The 17742-nt window shown below is 64.4% G+C and carries 17 protein-coding genes; 8 read left to right on the top strand and 9 right to left on the bottom strand.

Going from position 1 to position 17742, the window contains the following annotated elements; genetic code table 11:
- Positions 1-2: 2 nt before the first annotated feature.
- Both ppgK and map read right to left on the bottom strand, forming a co-directional pair.
- Positions 3-806, bottom strand: a complete 804-nt coding sequence (gene ppgK / locus M1E17_RS08630; protein ID WP_457966752.1) for a polyphosphate--glucose phosphotransferase — start codon at positions 804-806, stop codon at positions 3-5.
- Positions 807-874: 68 nt separating this feature from the next.
- Positions 875-1753 carry a type I methionyl aminopeptidase gene (gene map, locus M1E17_RS08635; protein ID WP_457966753.1) on the bottom strand — a complete coding sequence of 293 codons (879 nt, stop codon included), beginning with the start codon at positions 1751-1753 and terminating at the stop codon, positions 875-877.
- A gap of 121 nt (positions 1754-1874) precedes the next feature.
- On the opposite strand from map, the gene M1E17_RS08640 reads away from it, so the two are divergent.
- Entirely contained in the window at positions 1875-2042 is a 168-nt protein-coding gene (locus M1E17_RS08640) for an SPOR domain-containing protein (RefSeq protein ID WP_267278606.1), read from the top strand.
- A gap of 17 nt (positions 2043-2059) precedes the next feature.
- Here M1E17_RS08640 and panB read toward each other — a convergent pair whose 3' ends face one another.
- Entirely contained in the window at positions 2060-2965 is a 906-nt protein-coding gene (panB, locus tag M1E17_RS08645; RefSeq protein WP_457966754.1) for a 3-methyl-2-oxobutanoate hydroxymethyltransferase, read from the bottom strand.
- Positions 2966-3239: 274 nt separating this feature from the next.
- Here panB and glnA (M1E17_RS08650) point away from each other — a divergent pair, with 274 nt between their 5' ends.
- The 5 genes from glnA (M1E17_RS08650) to M1E17_RS08670 all read left to right on the top strand — a co-directional run bounded on the left by glnA (M1E17_RS08650) (position 3240) and on the right by M1E17_RS08670 (position 9208).
- Complete coding sequence (gene glnA, locus M1E17_RS08650) at positions 3240-4580, top strand: type I glutamate--ammonia ligase (protein WP_457966755.1); 1341 nt, start codon at positions 3240-3242, stop codon at positions 4578-4580.
- A gap of 9 nt (positions 4581-4589) precedes the next feature.
- The gene (locus M1E17_RS08655; RefSeq protein WP_457966756.1) at positions 4590-7601 is read left to right on the top strand and encodes a bifunctional [glutamine synthetase] adenylyltransferase/[glutamine synthetase]-adenylyl-L-tyrosine phosphorylase; all 3012 of its coding nucleotides are present in this window, start codon (positions 4590-4592) and stop codon (positions 7599-7601) included.
- A gap of 56 nt (positions 7602-7657) precedes the next feature.
- Entirely contained in the window at positions 7658-8101 is a 444-nt protein-coding gene (locus M1E17_RS08660) for a VOC family protein (protein WP_457966757.1), read from the top strand.
- A 6-nt stretch (positions 8102-8107) separates the two neighbouring features.
- Positions 8108-8644, top strand: coding sequence for a GNAT family N-acetyltransferase (locus M1E17_RS08665; RefSeq protein WP_457966758.1), 537 nt, complete (start codon positions 8108-8110; stop codon positions 8642-8644).
- A gap of 378 nt (positions 8645-9022) precedes the next feature.
- Positions 9023-9208 (top strand): hypothetical protein, encoded by a 186-nt coding sequence (locus tag M1E17_RS08670; RefSeq protein ID WP_457966759.1) that lies wholly within the window; start codon positions 9023-9025, stop codon positions 9206-9208.
- Positions 9209-9342: 134 nt separating this feature from the next.
- Here the strand turns inward: M1E17_RS08670 and glnA (M1E17_RS08675) are convergent, their stop codons facing one another.
- Complete coding sequence (gene glnA, locus M1E17_RS08675) at positions 9343-10767, bottom strand: type I glutamate--ammonia ligase (RefSeq protein ID WP_267278615.1); 1425 nt, start codon at positions 10765-10767, stop codon at positions 9343-9345.
- Between the two features lie 261 nt (positions 10768-11028).
- On the opposite strand from glnA (M1E17_RS08675), the gene M1E17_RS08680 reads away from it, so the two are divergent.
- Positions 11029-11466 (top strand): RDD family protein, encoded by a 438-nt coding sequence (locus tag M1E17_RS08680; protein ID WP_457966760.1) that lies wholly within the window; start codon positions 11029-11031, stop codon positions 11464-11466.
- A 115-nt stretch (positions 11467-11581) separates the two neighbouring features.
- Here the strand turns inward: M1E17_RS08680 and M1E17_RS08685 are convergent, their stop codons facing one another.
- The 4 genes from M1E17_RS08685 to lipB form a co-directional block, all read right to left on the bottom strand.
- The gene (locus M1E17_RS08685; RefSeq protein WP_457967651.1) at positions 11582-11932 is read right to left on the bottom strand and encodes a DUF3817 domain-containing protein; all 351 of its coding nucleotides are present in this window, start codon (positions 11930-11932) and stop codon (positions 11582-11584) included.
- A gap of 131 nt (positions 11933-12063) precedes the next feature.
- A complete protein-coding gene (locus M1E17_RS08690; RefSeq protein ID WP_457966761.1) occupies positions 12064-12816 on the bottom strand; it encodes a DUF4191 domain-containing protein in 753 nt (250 codons plus the stop codon).
- A gap of 87 nt (positions 12817-12903) precedes the next feature.
- Positions 12904-13911, bottom strand: a complete 1008-nt coding sequence (lipA, locus tag M1E17_RS08695; RefSeq protein WP_457966762.1) for a lipoyl synthase — start codon at positions 13909-13911, stop codon at positions 12904-12906.
- Positions 13908-14576: a lipoyl(octanoyl) transferase LipB gene (gene lipB / locus M1E17_RS08700; RefSeq protein WP_457966763.1), complete on the bottom strand. Its 669-nt coding sequence runs from the start codon at positions 14574-14576 to the stop codon at positions 13908-13910. Before lipB ends, lipA begins: the two co-directional genes overlap by 4 nt.
- Positions 14577-14714: 138 nt before the next feature.
- Between lipB and M1E17_RS08705 the strand changes: the two genes are divergently transcribed.
- A complete protein-coding gene (locus M1E17_RS08705; RefSeq protein WP_457966764.1) occupies positions 14715-16670 on the top strand; it encodes a protein kinase domain-containing protein in 1956 nt (651 codons plus the stop codon).
- Between the two features lie 111 nt (positions 16671-16781).
- On the opposite strand, the gene M1E17_RS08710 is transcribed toward M1E17_RS08705, so the two are convergent.
- A complete protein-coding gene (locus M1E17_RS08710) occupies positions 16782-17675 on the bottom strand; it encodes a TIGR01777 family oxidoreductase (protein WP_457966765.1) in 894 nt (297 codons plus the stop codon).
- Positions 17676-17742 lie beyond the last annotated feature (67 nt).

Below are 17742 nucleotides of genomic sequence, written 5' to 3' on the forward strand. Positions count from 1 at the left end.
GGTTACTTGACGAGCTTGTGCTTCACGGCGATCTCGAGGGCGGCGCCGACAATCCCCGCCTCATTCTTCAACTCCGCCGGGACGATTGGCGTCCGGAGCTTGAGGTTGGGCAGGTATTCGTCAGCGCGCTTGGAGATGCCGCCGCCCACGATGAACAGCTCAGGGGAGAAGAGGAACTCCACATGGGAGAAGTAGCGCTGCAGCAGCACGCTGTACTCCTCCCAGCTGAGTCCGTCACGCTCACGGGCAACTGCCGAGGCTTTGGTCTCGGCATCGAAGCCGTCGATTTCCAGGTGGCCGAGTTCGGCGTTGGGCACCAGCCTGCCGTCGAAGATAAAAGCTGAGCCAATTCCGGTGCCCAGCGTGATGACCAGGACCGTGCCGTTCACGCCCTCACCGGCACCGTAGCGTGCCTCAGCCAGCCCCGCGGCGTCGGCGTCGTTAATGACCTCAACCGGCCGGCCCAGCCGATGCGTGAGCAGCGCATCCAGGTCAGTGTTCAGCCAGCTCTTGTCAACGTTGGCCGCGGAAAGGACCACGCCGTGCTGGATGATGCCGGGGAACGTGACACCAACGGGCGAGTCCGGCTCCGGGGCCTCCGGCCTGGCGGACAGCTCTGCCACAACCTGCGCCACCACTTCGGCGACGGCCGCCGGAGTGGCCGGCTGCGGCGTGGGCACACGGAACCGTTCGCCCAGGAGCTTGCCCTTTTTCAGGTCGACAATGCCGCCCTTGATTCCCGTGCCGCCGATGTCGATGCCGATCAGCGGGGCGTTCTTGTGCGACTTCTCGTCCTTCTTGGCCAATGTACTTCCGTTCGTGGCAGTGGGCGGGCAGGGCAGGTCGCCCTAGGGGCTGACCGGTTACAGGGTTGTCAGGGCAGGGTCAGGACTTCGGCGCCGGACTCGGTCACGAGCAGGGTGTGCTCGAACTGTGCTGTCCGCTTGCGGTCCCTGGTGACAACCGTCCAGTCATCCGGCCACATATCCCATTCCACGGTCCCGAGGGTCAGCATCGGCTCGATGGTGAAAACCATGCCTGCCTCAATGACGGTGTTGTAGGCCGGAGCGGCGTCGTAATGGGGGATGATGAGGCCGGTGTGGAATGCTTCACCCACGCCGTGGCCGGTGAAGTCCCGCACCACACCGTAGCCGAAACGCTTGGCGTAGGACTCGATGGCGCGCCCGATCACATTGATCTCCCTGCCGGGCGCCACGGCTTTGATGGCCCTGTTGAGGGATTCCCGGGTGCGTTCAACCAGCAGGCGCGATTCCTCGTCGACGCCGCCGACGAGGAAGGTGTAGTTGGTGTCACCGTGCACCCCATTGATGAACGCGGTGATGTCGATATTGATGATGTCGCCGTCCTGGACCACCGTGCTGTCCGGAATGCCGTGGCAGATGACCTCGTTCAGGGAAGAGCACAGGGACTTCGGGAATCCGCGGTAGCCAAGGGTGGACGGATAGGCATGGTGGTCCAGCAGGAACTCGTGGCCCACCTTGTCCAGCTGGTCCGTGGTAACGCCCGGAGCTATGTGCTTGCCCACCTCAACAATTGCCTGCGCCGCAATCCTGCTGGCCACCCGGATCTTCTCGATGGTTTCCGCAGTCTTGACCTCGGAGCCCGTAAATTTAGCCGGACCCGGCTTACCCACGTACTCCGGCCGCGGGATAGAAGCGGGAACGGGGAGCTGCGGGCTGACGGTTCCCCGGGTTAGGGTGCCGGTGGGTGCAGTCGAGGCTAGGGAAGGCATAGATTGATCATATAAGGCAGCGCAGAACGCCAAGTAACTGGAGGCCGCAACCTGCCCGCGTAGGGGTAAACGTTACGTGGGTCACGTGGGGGTCCCCTGCCGGCCGGAACGAGGAGCAACGATGACTGAGTACTGGTACAACGTAAACACCCACGAGGTGGAAGAGGACAAACTCTCCGACTGGAGCCAGCTGATCGGCCCGTACAAAACACGGGAAGAGGCCGAGCACGCCCTGGAGAAGGTGCGGGCGCGCAACGAGGCCTGGGAAAAGGGCGAGGAAGACGACTAGGCCACCGGAAACCGGCCTTAGAAGGAGTGCTCCGGGCCGGGGAAGGTGCCTGAACGGACGTCGTCGCCGTAGGCTTTTGCTGCATCGCCGAGGCTGGTGCGAAGGTCCGCGTATTGCTTGACGAATTTCGCCATTCGCCCGCCGCGCAGTCCCGCCATGTCCTGCCAGACCAGCACCTGCCCCGTGGTGGAATTGCCCGCGCCTATTCCGACGGTGGGCACGCTTACCGCGGCGTCAACGGCGGCGGCGGTCTCCGCCGGGACCATCTCCATGAGTACGCAGAACGCGCCGGCGTCTGCCAGGGCCACTGCGTCTTCGATCAGCCGCTGGGCATCATCTCCGCGGCCCTGTACCCGATAGCCGCCCAGCGAGTGCTCGCTCTGAGGGGTGAAGCCGATGTGCGCGATAACCGGAATCCCGGCCTGCACCATGGCGCGCACAGTTTCGGCGTAGTACTTGCCGCCCTCGATCTTGACGGCGTGCGCCAGTCCTTCCTTGAGGAAGCGGACGCCGGTGGCGACACCCTGCTCCGGCGACACCTCATAACTGCCGAAGGGCAGGTCCGCGACTACAAGGGCACGCTTCGCGGCGCGCGCCACGGCCCGGCAGAGCGGGAGGAGCTCGTCCACCGTGACGGGAAGGCTGGTTTCATTGCCAAAGACATTGTTCGACGCCGAATCGCCCACCAGGAGCACCTCGATGCCGGCCTGGTCGAAGATCTCAGCGGTGTACTGCTCATAGGCCGTCAGCATGGCAAAGCGGGTGCCGTCCCGCTTGGCCTGCTGCAGATGGTGGATGCGGACTTTCGCTGCCGGCTTGGCAGCCGATTCCGACGACGCCGAGGGAACGGAGGCAGGGCCGTTTCCATAGGGTGCGGGTACTTCAGCGGACGCGCGGGAGTCGGAACTATTGCTTGAGGCCATGGCAAGAGCGTAGTGCGGCACCCGCAGTCCGAGCTACCGGCTTTGGGCCCGGGTCAGGTGATTCGCGTCATATTCGCCGGCTCCGGAGCTCCGCCGGCAAGCTTGTCCTGCCCCTCAGCGGCTGTGTTGAGTGCCGAGGGGTTGTTAACGCTGTGTTACGGGGGGTGCCGCCGCCCGCATTGGTGGCAATTGCTTAGTAAGGTGATGGTGAACTGCTTCCGGCTTCCCCCTGTGCGGACCCGGAGTGTGAACGTTTGACCGGAGAAGAGGCTTCATGGACCGCCAGCAAGAGTTTGTCCTGCGCACAATCGAAGAGCGCGACGTACGGTTCGTACGCCTGTGGTTCACCGACGTCGTGGGTTCGCTCAAATCGGTGGCTCTGGCACCGGCAGAGGTGGAGGGGGCCTTCGAGGAAGGCCTCGGCTTTGACGGCTCCGCCATTGAGGGTCTTGCGCGGGTCTTTGAGTCGGACATGCTGGCCCAGCCCGACCCCTCCACGTTCCAGATTTTGCCCTGGCGCGGTGAGACGGAGCAGACGTCCCGGATGTTCTGCGACATCCTGACGCCCGACGGCGAGCCCTCCGCGGCCGACCCCCGAAACGTCCTCAAGCGCACCCTGGCCAAGGCCGCGGACATGGGCTTTACCTGCTACACACACCCCGAAATCGAGTTTTACCTCCTCAAATCCCAGGAACCCGGCCCCGACGGCTCGCCGGTCCCGGTTGACGAGGGCGGCTACTTCGACCATGTGCCCGGCGGCGTAGCCCAGGATTTCCGCCGCACGGCAGTGACCATGCTGGAATCAGTCGGTATTTCGGTGGAGTTCAGCCACCATGAAGCCGGTCCGGGGCAAAACGAGATCGACCTTCGGTATGCGGATGCCCTCCAGACAGCGGACAACATCATGACGTTCCGCACGGTCATCAAGGAAGTTGCTTTGCAGCAGGGCACCTACGCAACGTTTATGCCCAAGCCCTTCACGGCGCACCCGGGCTCAGGGATGCACACGCATTTTTCGTTGTTCGAGGGGGACACCAACGCGTTCTACGAGGCCGGCGCCGAATTCCAATTGTCCAAAACCGCCCGCCAGTTCATCGCCGGTATCCTCAAGCACGCCCCGGAGTTCACGGCCGTGACGAACCAGTTCGTCAACTCCTACAAGCGACTCTGGGGCGGCGGTGAAGCGCCCAGTTACCTGAGCTGGGGACACAACAACCGCTCGGCGCTGGTCCGTGTGCCGCTGTACAAGCCAGGCAAGGGGCAGTCCGCGCGCATCGAATACCGCGGCATTGATTCCGCCGCCAACCCGTACCTCGCCTACGCCGTCCTGCTCGGCGCCGGCCTGAAGGGGATCGAGGAAGGGTATGAGCTGCCCGCCGCCGCCGAAGACGACGTCTGGTCATTGAGCTCAGCCGAACGCCGGGCCATGGGGCATGACCCGCTGCCAGCGAGCCTCCACGATGCCATCCGGTCCATGGAAGAGTCCGAGCTGCTGCCCCAGATTCTGGGGGAACAGGTCTTTGAGCACTTCCTGCGCAACAAACGGGCCGAATGGCAGGACTACCGGCTCCAGGTGACGCCGTACGAACTGCAGCGCAACCTGGGAATCCTTTAGGCGGCAACGGTGAGCCTTGCCCGCCGTCTCATTTCGGCCGGCTTCAGTGACCTGGAGAAGGGCGAGCGGTTTCTGGCTGCCCGCGAACTGGATGGCCTGGACCAGGACAAGCTGTTCGCGGGCCTGCAGATGGCGGCGAATCCGGACACAGCCCTCCAGTCGTTGGTGCGGCTGATCGAAAAACATCCGGCCCTGCGGGACCTGGCCGGGGCAGATCCTGAAACAAGCGAGCCGCTTTACCGTGTCCTGGGGGCTTCGGAGGCGCTTGGCGAGTTCCTCATCCGGCATCCGGAGCATCTTGACGCGTTCGACGTGACCGCCAGCCCCGAGCCGCTCGGCGCGGACGCGGAACAGCTCCGCGCTGCCCTCCTGAGGTCCGTGCGGGCCGATCCCCGGGCAGCAAGGCCGGTGGCCGGACTGACCGGTACGGATGCCTACGTTGCGCTTCGGACGGCGTACCGCCGGGGAGTGGTGGATCTCGCCGTCAAGGATCTGTGCGCCGCGGACCCCCTGGACTTCATGCCGGCCGTCGGCGCCGAACTGGCTGATCTGGCCGGTGCCGCCATCGAAGCGGCCCTGGCAGTTTCGCGGGCGGAGGCGGCAGCGCAGTTCAGCGCAAGCGAGGTGGCTGACGTTGGCCTGGCAGTGATCGGCATGGGCAAATGCGGAGCGCGCGAGCTTAACTACATTTCCGACGTCGATGTCATCTACGTCATGGATGGCGGTGAACTGGACGATGCGCGCGGCAACACCATTGGAACGGCGCTGGCCACCGGAATCTCGCGGGCCATTTCCTCCATCGCCAGGGAACCCGGGCTCTGGGAGGTGGACGCGAACCTCCGGCCGGAAGGCAAGTCCGGCCCACTGGTGCGGACCCTGGCCTCACACGAGAGCTACTACGCGCGCTGGGCCGAAAGCTGGGAGTTCCAGGCGCTTCTGAAGGCCCGCACCATCGCGGGAGATACCGGACTGGGTGAACGCTACGAAAAGGCGGTGGCCCCGCTGATCTGGAGTTCGGCAGGTCGGGACGGCTTCGTTGAGTCGGTCCAGGCGATGCGGCGCAGGGTGACCGAACACATCCCCGCCACCGAGGAGCAGCGGCAGATCAAACTCGGCCGCGGCGGCCTCCGTGACGTTGAATTCACGGTTCAGCTGCTGCAATTGGTGCACGGAAAATCGGACGAGTCGCTTCGTTGCCGGGATACCACCTCAGCCATCGCGGCGCTGTCCGCAGGAGGCTACATTGGCCGCTCAGACGCCGCAGGGTTTGACCAGGCTTACCGGTACCTGAGGCTGCTGGAGCATCGGATCCAGCTGTTCCAGCTGCGGCGCACCCACCTGATGCCCGTCAGCGAGGCGGCCCTGCGCTCCCTGGCCAAGGCAGTCCTGGGTCCGTTCTCCAACGAGCGGCCCCATCCTGAATCCCTGCTGGCAGCATGGCAGAAGACGAAACGCTCCGTCCGTGAGCTGCACGAGCGGATCTTCTACCGTCCGCTGCTGAATACCGCGGCCAGGCTCAGCACCGAGGATGCACGGCTGACGCCGGAAGCCGCCCAGGGGCGCCTCGCCGCGCTGGGCTACCGTGATCCGCAGGGCGCCATGCGACACATTGAAGCGCTCACGGCAGGCGTCAGCAGGCGGGCGGCACTGCAGCGGCAGCTGCTGCCCATCCTCCTGGACTGGCTTGCCGAGGGCGTTGATCCCGACGCCGGGCTGCTGGCTTTCCGGCGCGTCAGTGAAACCCTTGGAACCACGCACTGGTACCTTGGCATGCTCCGCGATTCGACGGCGGCGGCGGAGCGGCTGTGCCATGTGCTCTCCAACTCGAGGCTGATAGCGGACCTGCTGGAAGTGTCGCCTGAATCTGTCAAATGGCTGGGCGACGACAAGGAGCTTGCGCCGCTGAGCTTTGAGGCGCAGTGGCAGGAAATAACGTCCAAGATGTCCCGGCACGCCAATCCGGAGAGCGCCATGCGGCTAATCCGGCTGATTCGGCGCCGGGAGATCCTCCGGATTGCCATCGCCGATTCGGCCGGGTTGCTGGGCCAGGAGCAGGTGGGTGCCGCCCTTGCCGACACTGACCGGGCCGCGGTGCTGGGCGCACTCCGGGTGGCTGAGGGAATCGTCTCCGCCAAGGAACCGCTGAAGACAGCCGTGCTGGTGGTGGCCATGGGGCGCCAGGGCGGACGGGAGATCGGGTACGGCTCCGACGCGGACGTGATGTACGTCCACCGTGCAGTGCCCGGTTACACCGAGGAGGAAGCCCAGCAACAGGCAGCCCGGATTGTGGCCAAAGTGTCCAGCCTGCTCACCCAGCCGCTCAAGCCTGCCATCATGGCCGAGCGGGTGCTGCAGGTGGATGCCGATCTGCGGCCGGAAGGAAAGAGCGGCGCCATGGTCCGCTCGCTGGATTCCTTCGCGGAGTATTACCGGCGATGGTCCCTCATTTGGGAGGCACAGGCCCTGCTGAGGGCACGGCCCATGGCCGGGGATGACCGGCTGGCCCAGGACTTCATTGACCTCATCGACCCGATCCGGTATCCGGAGTCGATTTCCGAGCAGGATGTCCGGGAGATCCGCAGGGTCAAGGCGCGGGTGGAAGCCGAACGGCTGCCGCGCGGAGCCGATCCGGCGCGGCACCTGAAACTGGGACGCGGAGGACTGAGCGACGTCGAATGGCTGGTGCAGCTCCTCCAGCTTCAGCACGCAGGAAAACACCCGGCCCTGCGGACAACGTCGACGGTGGAGGCACTTGAGGCGGCGGCTTCCCTGGACCTGCTTGCCAAGGCCGATGCCCGGCTGCTGGCGGACGCCTGGCGGCTGGCCAGCAGGATCAGGTCCGCCAACGTCATCTGGAGTGGCAGGGCTTCTGACCTGCTGCCGTCGTCCCGGCGGGATCTCGAAGCCGTAGCACGCTGGTGTGGCTACGAACCTGGCCAGGCGGCCGCCCTCGAGGAAGACTATCTTCGCCTTAGCCGGCGGGCCCGGGCCGTTTTCGAGAAGGTTTTCTACGGCCATTAGCATGACGCCAGGCCCCGGAGGCTGACACCCACGGCGGCCGGTGCTACGTTGAGCCCATGGCTACTCAAATCTACTTCAACCTGCCCGTGAAGGACCTTAAGAGGTCGGTGGATTTCTTCACCACCCTCGGCTTTTCCTTCAACCCGGACTACACGGACGAGAACGCAACGTGCATGATCGTCAACGACAATGCGTTCGTGATGCTTCTGGTGGAAGGATTCTTCAAGACCTTCACGTCCAAGGAGATCGCAGACGCCGCCACCTCCACCGAGGCGATCATGGCCTTCTCCGTTGACAGCAAGGAAGCTGTAGACGAGACAGTCCGGAAGGCGCTGGCCGCCGGGGGCACACCGTCCCAGGAAGTCCAGGACTATGGCTTTATGTACAACCACAGCTTCCAGGACCCGGACGGGCACCTCTGGGAGGTCATGTGGATGGACCCCGCCGGTCCGCCTCCCGAAAGCGCGCCTGCGGAAGACACCGCCGGCCCGCAGTCCTGAACGCCGGTGCAGCAGCCTGTCTGGCTGATTTCACTCCAGGACCTTGACGCTGACGCCCGCGCCATCCAGCTGGGTGCCGTCGCGGGCCTGGAACTCGCCGCAGGGCAGAACGATTTTGTTGGTGATCCCCTCCGCATGATGCTGGCTGGCCTGGCCGAGGATTCCCGGCGGCCCTATGTCATTGAGGCAGGAGGGGAAGCCGTCGGTGTTCTGACCCTGCAGTCCGGCGCGGCCCGGCTGGCCGGGTGGCCGGACGACGCGTCCGCCTGGCTGCTGCGGGGGTTCCTCATCGACAGAAGGTGGCAGGGACAGGGGCTGGGGCCTCTGGCTGCCGCCAAGGCCGTGGAAACCGCAGCAAAACTGACGGCGCGGCTGGAAGGCGGCGAGGCCGGCGTCGTACTCTCCGTCAACGTCCGCAATGCGGCAGGGCTTGCGGCCTACCGCCGGGCCGGGTTCGTGGACCACGGCGAGTATCTTGGCGGCGGGTCCGGGCCACAGCGGACCATGTACCGGAGTTTCGATTACCCGGGCAGCGCTGGATAACCGGAACGTAACGCTCCGGTGAGAGGCATTGCCTGCGGCGCGGGATTGCCCGATTATGTGGATGGTGGTGTTCTTCAAACCTTGTTGGGGGGAAGGCTTGCAAAGTCTTCGTCTCGGGGAGCATCGCTAGGGGGCTGGCTCCCGGTCTCAGCACGTCTGGAGTCAGCTCCCACCTTCGAGTCAGCACCCACCGCCTGCACGGCAGGCGGTGGGTGCGCAAAAGTCCGTACAGACTGTCGAACTGGCAGTCTGTACGGACTTTTTGTGGGCGAAACGGAGGCCGTCAGCCAAAGGGTTGTGCCGGGTCTTTCTACGTGCGGGGGTCATTCTCAAGGCGGGGTCTTTCTTAAGGCCTGCCGGTGTTCTACGGTTGCGACTATGAAACTGAACGTGACCTACCAAGGCGGCGACAAGGACGGGACGTCCGATCTCCGCGAAACGCCTGATTTCCCGATCGAACTTCCTGGGGGGAGATACGTGTTGACCTTCAGGCACGCACTGCGGGAAGCGGGCCCAACGGAGGCACTGGCAACGTGGATGCCCCATGAGGATTCCCAGAACTAAGATCCTGCTGCTGCTGTAGCTGTTCCTGAACGCAGAAAAGGCCGGTCCCCCTTATTGCCAGGGACCGGCCACATCTTTGTTTCAGTTCTTGCGGGCTGTCTGCGTACTAAGCGCCGTGCTGCCGCATGAGCTGACTAGACGCCGTAGTACAGCTCGAACTCGTACGGGTTCGGGCGCAGGGAGAGCGGACGGATCTCGTTCTCGTACTTGTACTCGATCCAGGTGTCGATCAGGTCCTGGGTGAAGACGCCGCCGGCCTGGAGGAACTCGTTGTCCTCTGCCAGTGCAGTCAGCGCTTCCTCAAGCGTGCCCGGAGCCTTCGGAATGTCCTTGGCTTCTTCGGCCGGGAGCTCGTAGAGGTCCTTGTCGATCGGAGCCGGGGGTTCGATGCGGTTGCGGATACCGTCGATGCCGGCCATCAGCTGGGCAGCGAACGCCAGGTACGGGTTGGAGGACGGGTCCGGAGCGCGGAACTCGATGCGCTTGGCCTTGGGGTTGGTGCCCGTGATGGGGATACGGATACCGGCGGAGCGGTTGCCCTGCGAGTAGACCATGTTGACCGGAGCTTCGAAGCCCTTGACCAGGCGGCGGTAGGAGTTCACCGTCGGGTTGGTGAAGGCGAGTACGGCGGAGGAGTGCTTGAGCAGGCCACCGATGTACCAGCGGGCCATGTCAGAGAGGCCGGCGTAGCCCTTCTCGTCGTAGAACAGCGGCTCGCCACCGTTCCACAGCGACTGGTGGCAGTGCATGCCGGAACCGTTGTCAGCGAAGACCGGCTTCGGCATGAAGGTTACGGACTTGCCCCAGGCGTCGGCCGTGTTCTTGACGACGTACTTGAACTTCTGCAGGTCATCGGCCGCGTGGGTCAGCGTGGTGAACTTGTAGTTGATTTCAGCCTGGCCGGCGGAGCCCACCTCGTGGTGGCTGCGCTCGACCTCAAGGCCGGCCTCGTCCAGGGCGACACACATCGCGTCGCGGAGGTCCGCCTGCTTGTCGGTGGGGGAAACCGGGAAGTAACCGCCCTTGACGGGGGTCTTGTAGCCGAGGTTTCCGCCTTCTTCTTCGCGGCCGGTGTTCCAGTGTGCTTCTTCAGAGTCGATCTTGTAGAAGCTGCCCTGCGGGGTGGACTGGTACTGGACGTTGTCGAAGACGAAGAATTCGGCCTCGGGAGCGAAGAACGCTGTGTCCGCGATGCCTGTGGACGCGAGGTAGGCTTCAGCCTTCTCGGCCACACCGCGGGGGTCGCGGTGGTAGGGGTCCCCGGTGCGGGGGTTCACGATGGAGAAGTTCAGCGCAAGGGTCTTTTCCATACGGAAGGTGTCCAGGAATGCGGTGGTGACGTCCGGGATGAGCTGCATGTCGGATTCGGCGATGCCCTGGAAACCACGGATGGAGGATCCGTCGAAGAGCTGTCCGTTGACGAAGAAGTCTGCGTCAACGCTCTTGGCCGGCACGTTGAAGTGCTGCTGGACGCCCGGAAGGTCCGTGAAGCGGATATCGACGAATTTAATATCTTCGTCCTGGATGAACTTGAGGACTTCGTCCGCAGTCTTGAACATCTATGCTCCTTACGCATATGTAAAATCTGGCTGGCAAGCCATCTGATCCAGCGCAATCGTAAAGCAGGGAAACGCAGAGTTTCCCTGCTTTGAAGGATTGCTTGAAACTGCTACCACCCTATGGATGCGGCATTTCCCGTCCGTGTCCACATTGTTTCGGGGAGGTTACAGAAAGCCCTGATATGCAACGCTATCGAATGTCCAGATGGTGGTCTAACGGGTTCCACACTGTGAACCTTAGTGAGTCGCTAAGCTGGGACGGTGGTAGATCGTAAAGACATTGGCTCCTGGCTCACCGGACCGGACACTTCAGGCATCTCCAAATACCCGGGGGAGCGGTTGGGCCTTCCCGAATCGGGACCGGGATCGATTGCCAGGGCAGGACGGCGCATCGTTGCCATCTTTATTGACTGGGGTGTGGCGCTGCTGATCAGCAACTTCGTCTTTGGCGGGGACTCGTGGGCAACCCTTGCCGTCTTTGCCGCGGAACAGATGCTGCTGGTGGGAACCCTCGGCTACACCATCGGACACCGCGTGGCCGGCATCCATGTGGTGCGTCTCGGCGGCGGAACGCCGGGGCCGCTGGCTGGCGTGGTCCGCGCTTTGCTGCTGTGTCTTGTGATCCCGGCCGTCATCTTCGATCCCGATCAGCGCGGCCTGCATGACAAGGCGATGAACACCGTCCTCATCCGGATGTAGCATTTGCCTGCTTGACCCCTGCTTGACCCCTGCTTGGCCCCTGCTTGCCTGTGCCAGCGCTTGCCTGCCGCCGCGCGCGCGTGGGCAGCCCGGCTAGTAGAGGGACTGCCTGGGCCTAGACGCCGGCCGTTTCCAGCGAGTCTTCCGCAACTGTCTCGTTTTCGCTGAGGTGTCCGCGTTTTCCGGCCCAGCGCTCAAAAACCACTGTGGCGAACGGGAAAACAGCCGAGAGCCCGGCGAACAGGGCCACGGGGAAGGACCAGCGCTGGAGCCGCCAGAGGGCGAGAGCGGCGATGCCATAGCCCACGAACAGTGCACCGTGGACAGGGCCGGCAATCTCTACCCCAAGCTCGCTGGTCTTGGCGATCCATTTGAACCACATGCCCACCAGCAGGGCCGCCCAACTGACTGCCTCTGCGATGGCCAGAATGCGGAACGCGCGGATTACTGCAGTCTTCAGGGGCATCTTCATGTGGTGTCCAATCTCAAAATGGGTTTGTTCAGGGCTTGGCCGGCTGGAACCGTCATACAGACAAAAACCGCCCCGGTGGCCGGTTTGAGCCGGAAACCGGGGCGGTTCGTAGATCCAGGTGCCTGCTAGCGTCCGCGGTTGGGACGCGCTTTGTAGGGGTCGATGCCCTTGGGGATGGGGAGGCGGCTGCCCAGCGAGGAAATGCGCTTGGAGACGGCGTTGACCTCGAGCTTGGTGAGTTCCTTGTTCAGCTTGCCCATTTTCTTGGCTACCTGGCTGATGGGGACCTGTCCCTCGCCACGGCCGCTTTCGATCACATGGATGGTGACGTTGGGGAGGATCCGCGCGAGGCGCTTGCGTTCCGCCTCAATGAGCGGCTTGACCCGGTGGCTGGGCCCTTCGCTGACCAGGACAACTCCCGGGCGGCCGATGGCGCGGAACACGGCATCCTGGGTGCGCGGGTTCACCGATACGGGCTGATCCTCAGTGATCCAGCCGCGCTTCAGCGTGCCGAGGGCGGCACCGGAGGCGCCGGGCTGGTTCTCGATTTGGGCAAACGCGGCACGTTCGGCCCGCCTGGACAGGATCAGCGTGGCGCCGAGCAGGCCCAGCGGGATGCCGATGATGAGGCCGGTGATCCAGTTCTCCAGCCAGAAACCCACCAGGAAGCTGACGGCCACAACGCCGAGGAACACCAGCAGCATCAGCCACGGGACCATGGGATCGTGGCGGCGGGTCATGTTGAAGACTTCGCCGATCTGCTTTAGCCGGCTTGGCTTCTTGACTTTTGCTTCTTTTGGCTTGCGCGAGAAAAGGCCACGCTTCGGGGCGTCACTTGCCGCGGGAGTGCTGCTGCTGGAATCAGGGGATTTCGCCATAGTGCCTTAATTCTACGTGATTGATGCCTGAGGGCCGGACGCCGAAGATTCTCCGGCACCGGCCCTCGGCACCACTAAATGGGCGGGTCAGGAGTGCGCTGCGAGCAGTGAGCTGGCTTCCTGGCGGGTGCTGCCCGAGGATTCGATGTGCGCCAGTTCGGCCGGGACTTCCCAGCCTTTCTTGCGCATCGCTGTGGCCCAGAGCCGGCCGGCACGGTAGGAGGAGCGGACCAGCGGCCCGGACATCACACCCAGGAAGCCCATCTCGATCGCTTCGTCCTGGAGGTCCACGAATTCCTGCGGCTTGACCCAGCGGTCCACCGGAAGGTGCCGTTCACTCGGGCGCAGGTACTGGGTGATGGTGATCAGGTCACAGCCTGCCTCGTGCAGGTCAAGGAGGGCTTCGGAGATTTCCTCACGGGTTTCACCCATGCCAAGGATCAGGTTGGACTTGGTGACCATGCCCAGGTTCCGGCCCTGCGTGATGACATCCAGGGACCGGTCATAGCGGAAGGCCGGGCGGATGCGCTTGAAGATCCGCGGCACGGTTTCGACGTTGTGCGCGAACACCTCAGGCTTTGAATCGCAGATCGCCTCGATGTGCTCGGGCTTGCCGGAGAAGTCCGGGATCAAAAGCTCGACGCCGGTGCCCGGGTTCAGTTCGTGGATCTTGCGGACCGTCTCGGCGTACAGCCAGACGCCTTCGTCGGCGAGGTCATCCCGGGCCACGCCGGTGACGGTGGCGTAGCGCAGTTGCATGGCCTGCACGGACCGGGCCACCTTGGTGGGTTCGAACATGTCCACCGGCGAGGGCTTGCCGGTGTCGATCTGGCAGAAGTCACAGCGCCTGGTGCACTCGGACCCGCCGATCAGGAACGTGGCTTCCTTGTCTTCCCAGCACTCAAAAATGTTCGGGCAGCCGGCCTCCTCACACACGGTGTGCAGGCCTTCCTTCTTGACCAGGTTCTTCAGCTGGACGAACTCGGGACCCATCTGGACCTTGGCCTTGATCCAGTCCGGCTTCCGTTCCACCGGGGTGGCCGCGTTGCGCTGTTCGATGCGCAGCATCTTCCGGCCTTCTGGTGCCAGTGTCACAGTAGAGCTCCTTCGGGGCTTGAAACGAGTGCTTCTTCATGCTTGCGGAATTCTTCGACGAGCCGGTCCGCGATATCGCCCGGGGAGATGTTCCTGCCGGCTTCGATGGACATCGTGGTGACGCCGGCGTCGGTGATGCCACAGGCGATGATCTGGGCATAAGGTGCCAGATCATTGTTGCAGTTGATGGCAATTCCGTGCATTGTGACCCCGTCCAGGACGCGGATGCCAATGGCGGCGATCTTCCGGTCCGGGCCCTTGCTGTCAGCCTTAATCCACACGCCTGCGCGCCCCTTGATGCGCTCTGCGTTGATGCCGTAATCAGCCATGACGGCGATCATCATGGCTTCCAGCCGCTCAACGTAGTCACGGATGCCGGACCGGTTTTTCAGCTTGAGGATTGGATAGGCCACCAGCTGGCCAGGCCCGTGCCAGGTGAGTTTGCCGCCACGGTCAACGGCCACCACGGGCGTCCCGTCAAATGGACGTTCGTGCTCTTCTGTCAGCTTCCCGGCTGTATAGACGGCGGCATGTTCAAGGATGAGGACTGTGCTGGGCGCCCCGGCTGCGACGACTTTGTCATGGAGTTCGCGCTGGATGTCCCAGCCCTTCATGTAATCAACGAAATCCGGTGCAAGACCCAGCGTGGAAAACTCAAGAGTCATGGCATCCAGCTTAGACCCCGGCCAGCATCGTTCCGGATTAAGTGTGCAACCTCTCATCCGAACCGACGGCCTCTTTCCCGCCGGGACAGCCTGTGGATAACTTCTGCAGGAATGGCCGGATTCCGCTAGACATAGGACATGGATGATTTCAGTGTCCCCGATGTACCCGGCTTTACCGTGGGGCGGGAACTGGGCCGGGGCGCGAGTTCCAGTGTTTGGCTGGTTACCGAAGCACGCTCCGGCCGGGATTTTGCGCTGAAATGCCTGCTGGCAGAATCGCCCCCCGATGGCCTCTCCGAGGTTGCCACCCAGGAGGAGGCAGTCCGTCGTGAAATCCGCATCCTCTCCGTGCTCGATCACCAGCACCTCATCAAGGCCCACGACGTTGTGAGCCTTTCGCTGGAGCGCCCGCGCCCTGCTGCTCCGGCCACCCCTGGGGCTCCCGGCACTCCCGCTGCTCCTGACACTCCTGCTGGTCCCGGTGCAGGCGGCCCCGGCCCGGGCCTGGGACTGCTAATGGAATATGCCCCGGGGGGCTCCCTGGGCCAACTGGTGAGCAGCCGCGGAAAGCTCACAGTAGGCGAAACGGTGACGGTATTGACGCCCATTGCCCAGGCTCTTGGATATCTTCACGGCAGGGGTTTTACGCACTCCGATGTCTCACCCGGAAACGTGCTTTTCACAGGCCACGGCAAACCCATGCTCGCCGACTTGGGGGTTGCCCGGCTGGTGGGGGATGCCGCGGCCGTTGCCTGGGACGGAACGGACGGGTTTATGGATCCGGCCCCCATCGATACCATGCGGGCAGGTCTCCAGCCGGAGCGTGACGTGTATTCGGTGGCTGCGCTGGGGTGGTTTTGCCTCACCGGCGAGCCGCCCAGGAGAACTGCGGACCGGCCGCCACTGCCCCTCCTGCGCCCCGACGTCCCGGCAGAGCTTGCCGCGGCGTTGGAGTCCGGCCTCAGCGACGACCGGCGGCTGCGGCCCACGGCCTTTGAACTGGCCACGTCCATTTACCGCAGTGCCGCACCGCTGCCGGTTGACCTCGCCGGGTCGGTCCATGCGACCGTCATTCCTGAGCTGTTGACCAGGCGCCGCATCCCTGACCGTCCTGGCAGCGCGGCAGGCAAAACTCTCCGCTCCTGGCATCGAAGGCTCTCAACGTCGCGATGGTCCGGCCTGCTTGGTGCCCGGCAGGTCCTGCCCTTTCCCGTGGGAACCGAGCCTGCAGCCGCTCCTCCCATGGGAAAGGAACGGGTCGCTACTCGTCCAACAGACGAGCCGGCCGCCACTCCTCCAGCACGGGACGAGCCGGCCGGCACTCCTCGAACACGGGACGAGCCGGCCACCACTCCGCCGCAGCATGACCGAACTGCTCCGGCTGTGCGGGGAAGGCATTCCACGCGGGGAACCCAGAGCCGCCAGGAGTTTCAGGTGAGGACGGCTTTGCAGAACCGGTCGGTGATGCCCCGGGAAGGCCGCCCCCGGGGGATCCTGCAGCCGGCGGGGGCAGCCGTGGCGGTATTGGCGGGCGCCATTTGGGCCGCTGGTGCCTTTGGACCCGCCGGCGCAGGGCCATCGCTTACCGCCGGCAACAGTGCGCCCTCTGCGCGCCCGCAGCCAGCCGCGGATGGGTCCGATCCCACGGGGAGGACCGGAACCTCTGGGGACCTGGATATACCGGAAGACGTCGCCGCCCAGCTTCATTCGGCCAACCCGGCCGAAGCTGTGCATGCGCTTGCGTGGATCAGGGCCCGGGCCTTCAGTTCCGGGCGCCTGGAGCTTCTCGACCAGGTTAATGCCCCCGGTTCGGCCGCCTTTGCCGCAGATGAGCGGGTCAGGGTGCGGCTGAGGGATTCGGGCCATGTCCTGGCCGGTTTCACCAGCACGATCTCCCGTTCAGATGTCCAGCCGGGGCACTCGTCCAGCCGTGCCGTGGTTACTGTCACCTCCGCAACGTCCTCCTATCAGGAAACGGACGGAACGGGGGCGATCGTGGCCGCGGCGCCGGCGGGGGCGGCCCAGGAGCTACGGTTGGTGCTTGTATCCGCCAATGGGCGCTGGCGTCTTGCGGAAATTCTGCCCGGGCCCTGAATCAGCTCCCCTTTCCCGACAGGACTTCCCGACAGAACTTCCCGACAGAACTTCCCGACAGAACTTCCCCCGGAAGTTCCCGACACTCCCGACAGAACGTCCAGAACGGAATCAGTCCTTGGCCGCCACCCAGGCAGCGGCTTGCTGGAGCGTCGGATGCTGCCACTTGAAGCCGGCGTCCGACAGGACCCGGGGTTCCATCCGCTGGCTCGGCAGCAGCAGTTCGTCCGCGAGCTTTCCCATGACAAGGCGCAGCGCGGGTGCCGGCACCCGGAGAGCGGCGGGCCGGTGCAGGGCCTGTGCAAGTGAAGCCACCAGAGAATTTACATCAGCCGTTTCCGGTGCACAGACGTTGACCGGGCCGTGCAGCGTGGAGCGGATCAGGAACAGGAAGGCGGCCGCGACATCCGGGAGGGTAATCCAGGGCCAGAACTGCCTGCCGGGTCCCAGCGGGCCGCCCAGCCCCAGCCGGAGCAGCGGCAGAAGCCTGCCCAGAGCTCCGCCTGACGGGCTGAGAACCACACCGGTGCGGGGAGTCAGGACGCGCACTCCTGTCGGTGCCGAGTGTGCAGTTGCCTCCCACTCGAGGCACAACCGGGCCAGGATGCCTGCACCGGGGGATGACCCTTCGCCAAGAAGTGCCGTACCCGCGTCACCGTAGTAGCCGGATGCCGATTGGCTCACGAAAACCCGCGGCGGATCATCCAGACTTTTCATCGCCCCGGTCAGGGTCCGGGTAGCCTGCAGCCGTGAACTGAACAGGTCCTCTACCCGGCGGCGCGTCCACGGTCGGTCGCCGATGCCGGCACCCGCGAGGTTGATCACCGCATCGGAAGCGGCCAATACGCTGGGATCCAGCCGGCCGGCGTCGGGATCCCAGCGGACCTCCGATGCCGAGGACGGCGCCCGCCGGACAAGCGGCACGACGTCGTGGCCGGCCTCACGCAGGGAGACGGACAACTGGGTCCCGATCAGCCCGGAGGCGCCGGCAATCACGATTCGCATAAACCATCTCACCATGCGGGGCGCCACCCCGGCACCTCCCTCGGGGCCTTCGCGAGTTGACTATGAT

Source organism: Arthrobacter sp. D1-29 (genome assembly GCF_054130585.1).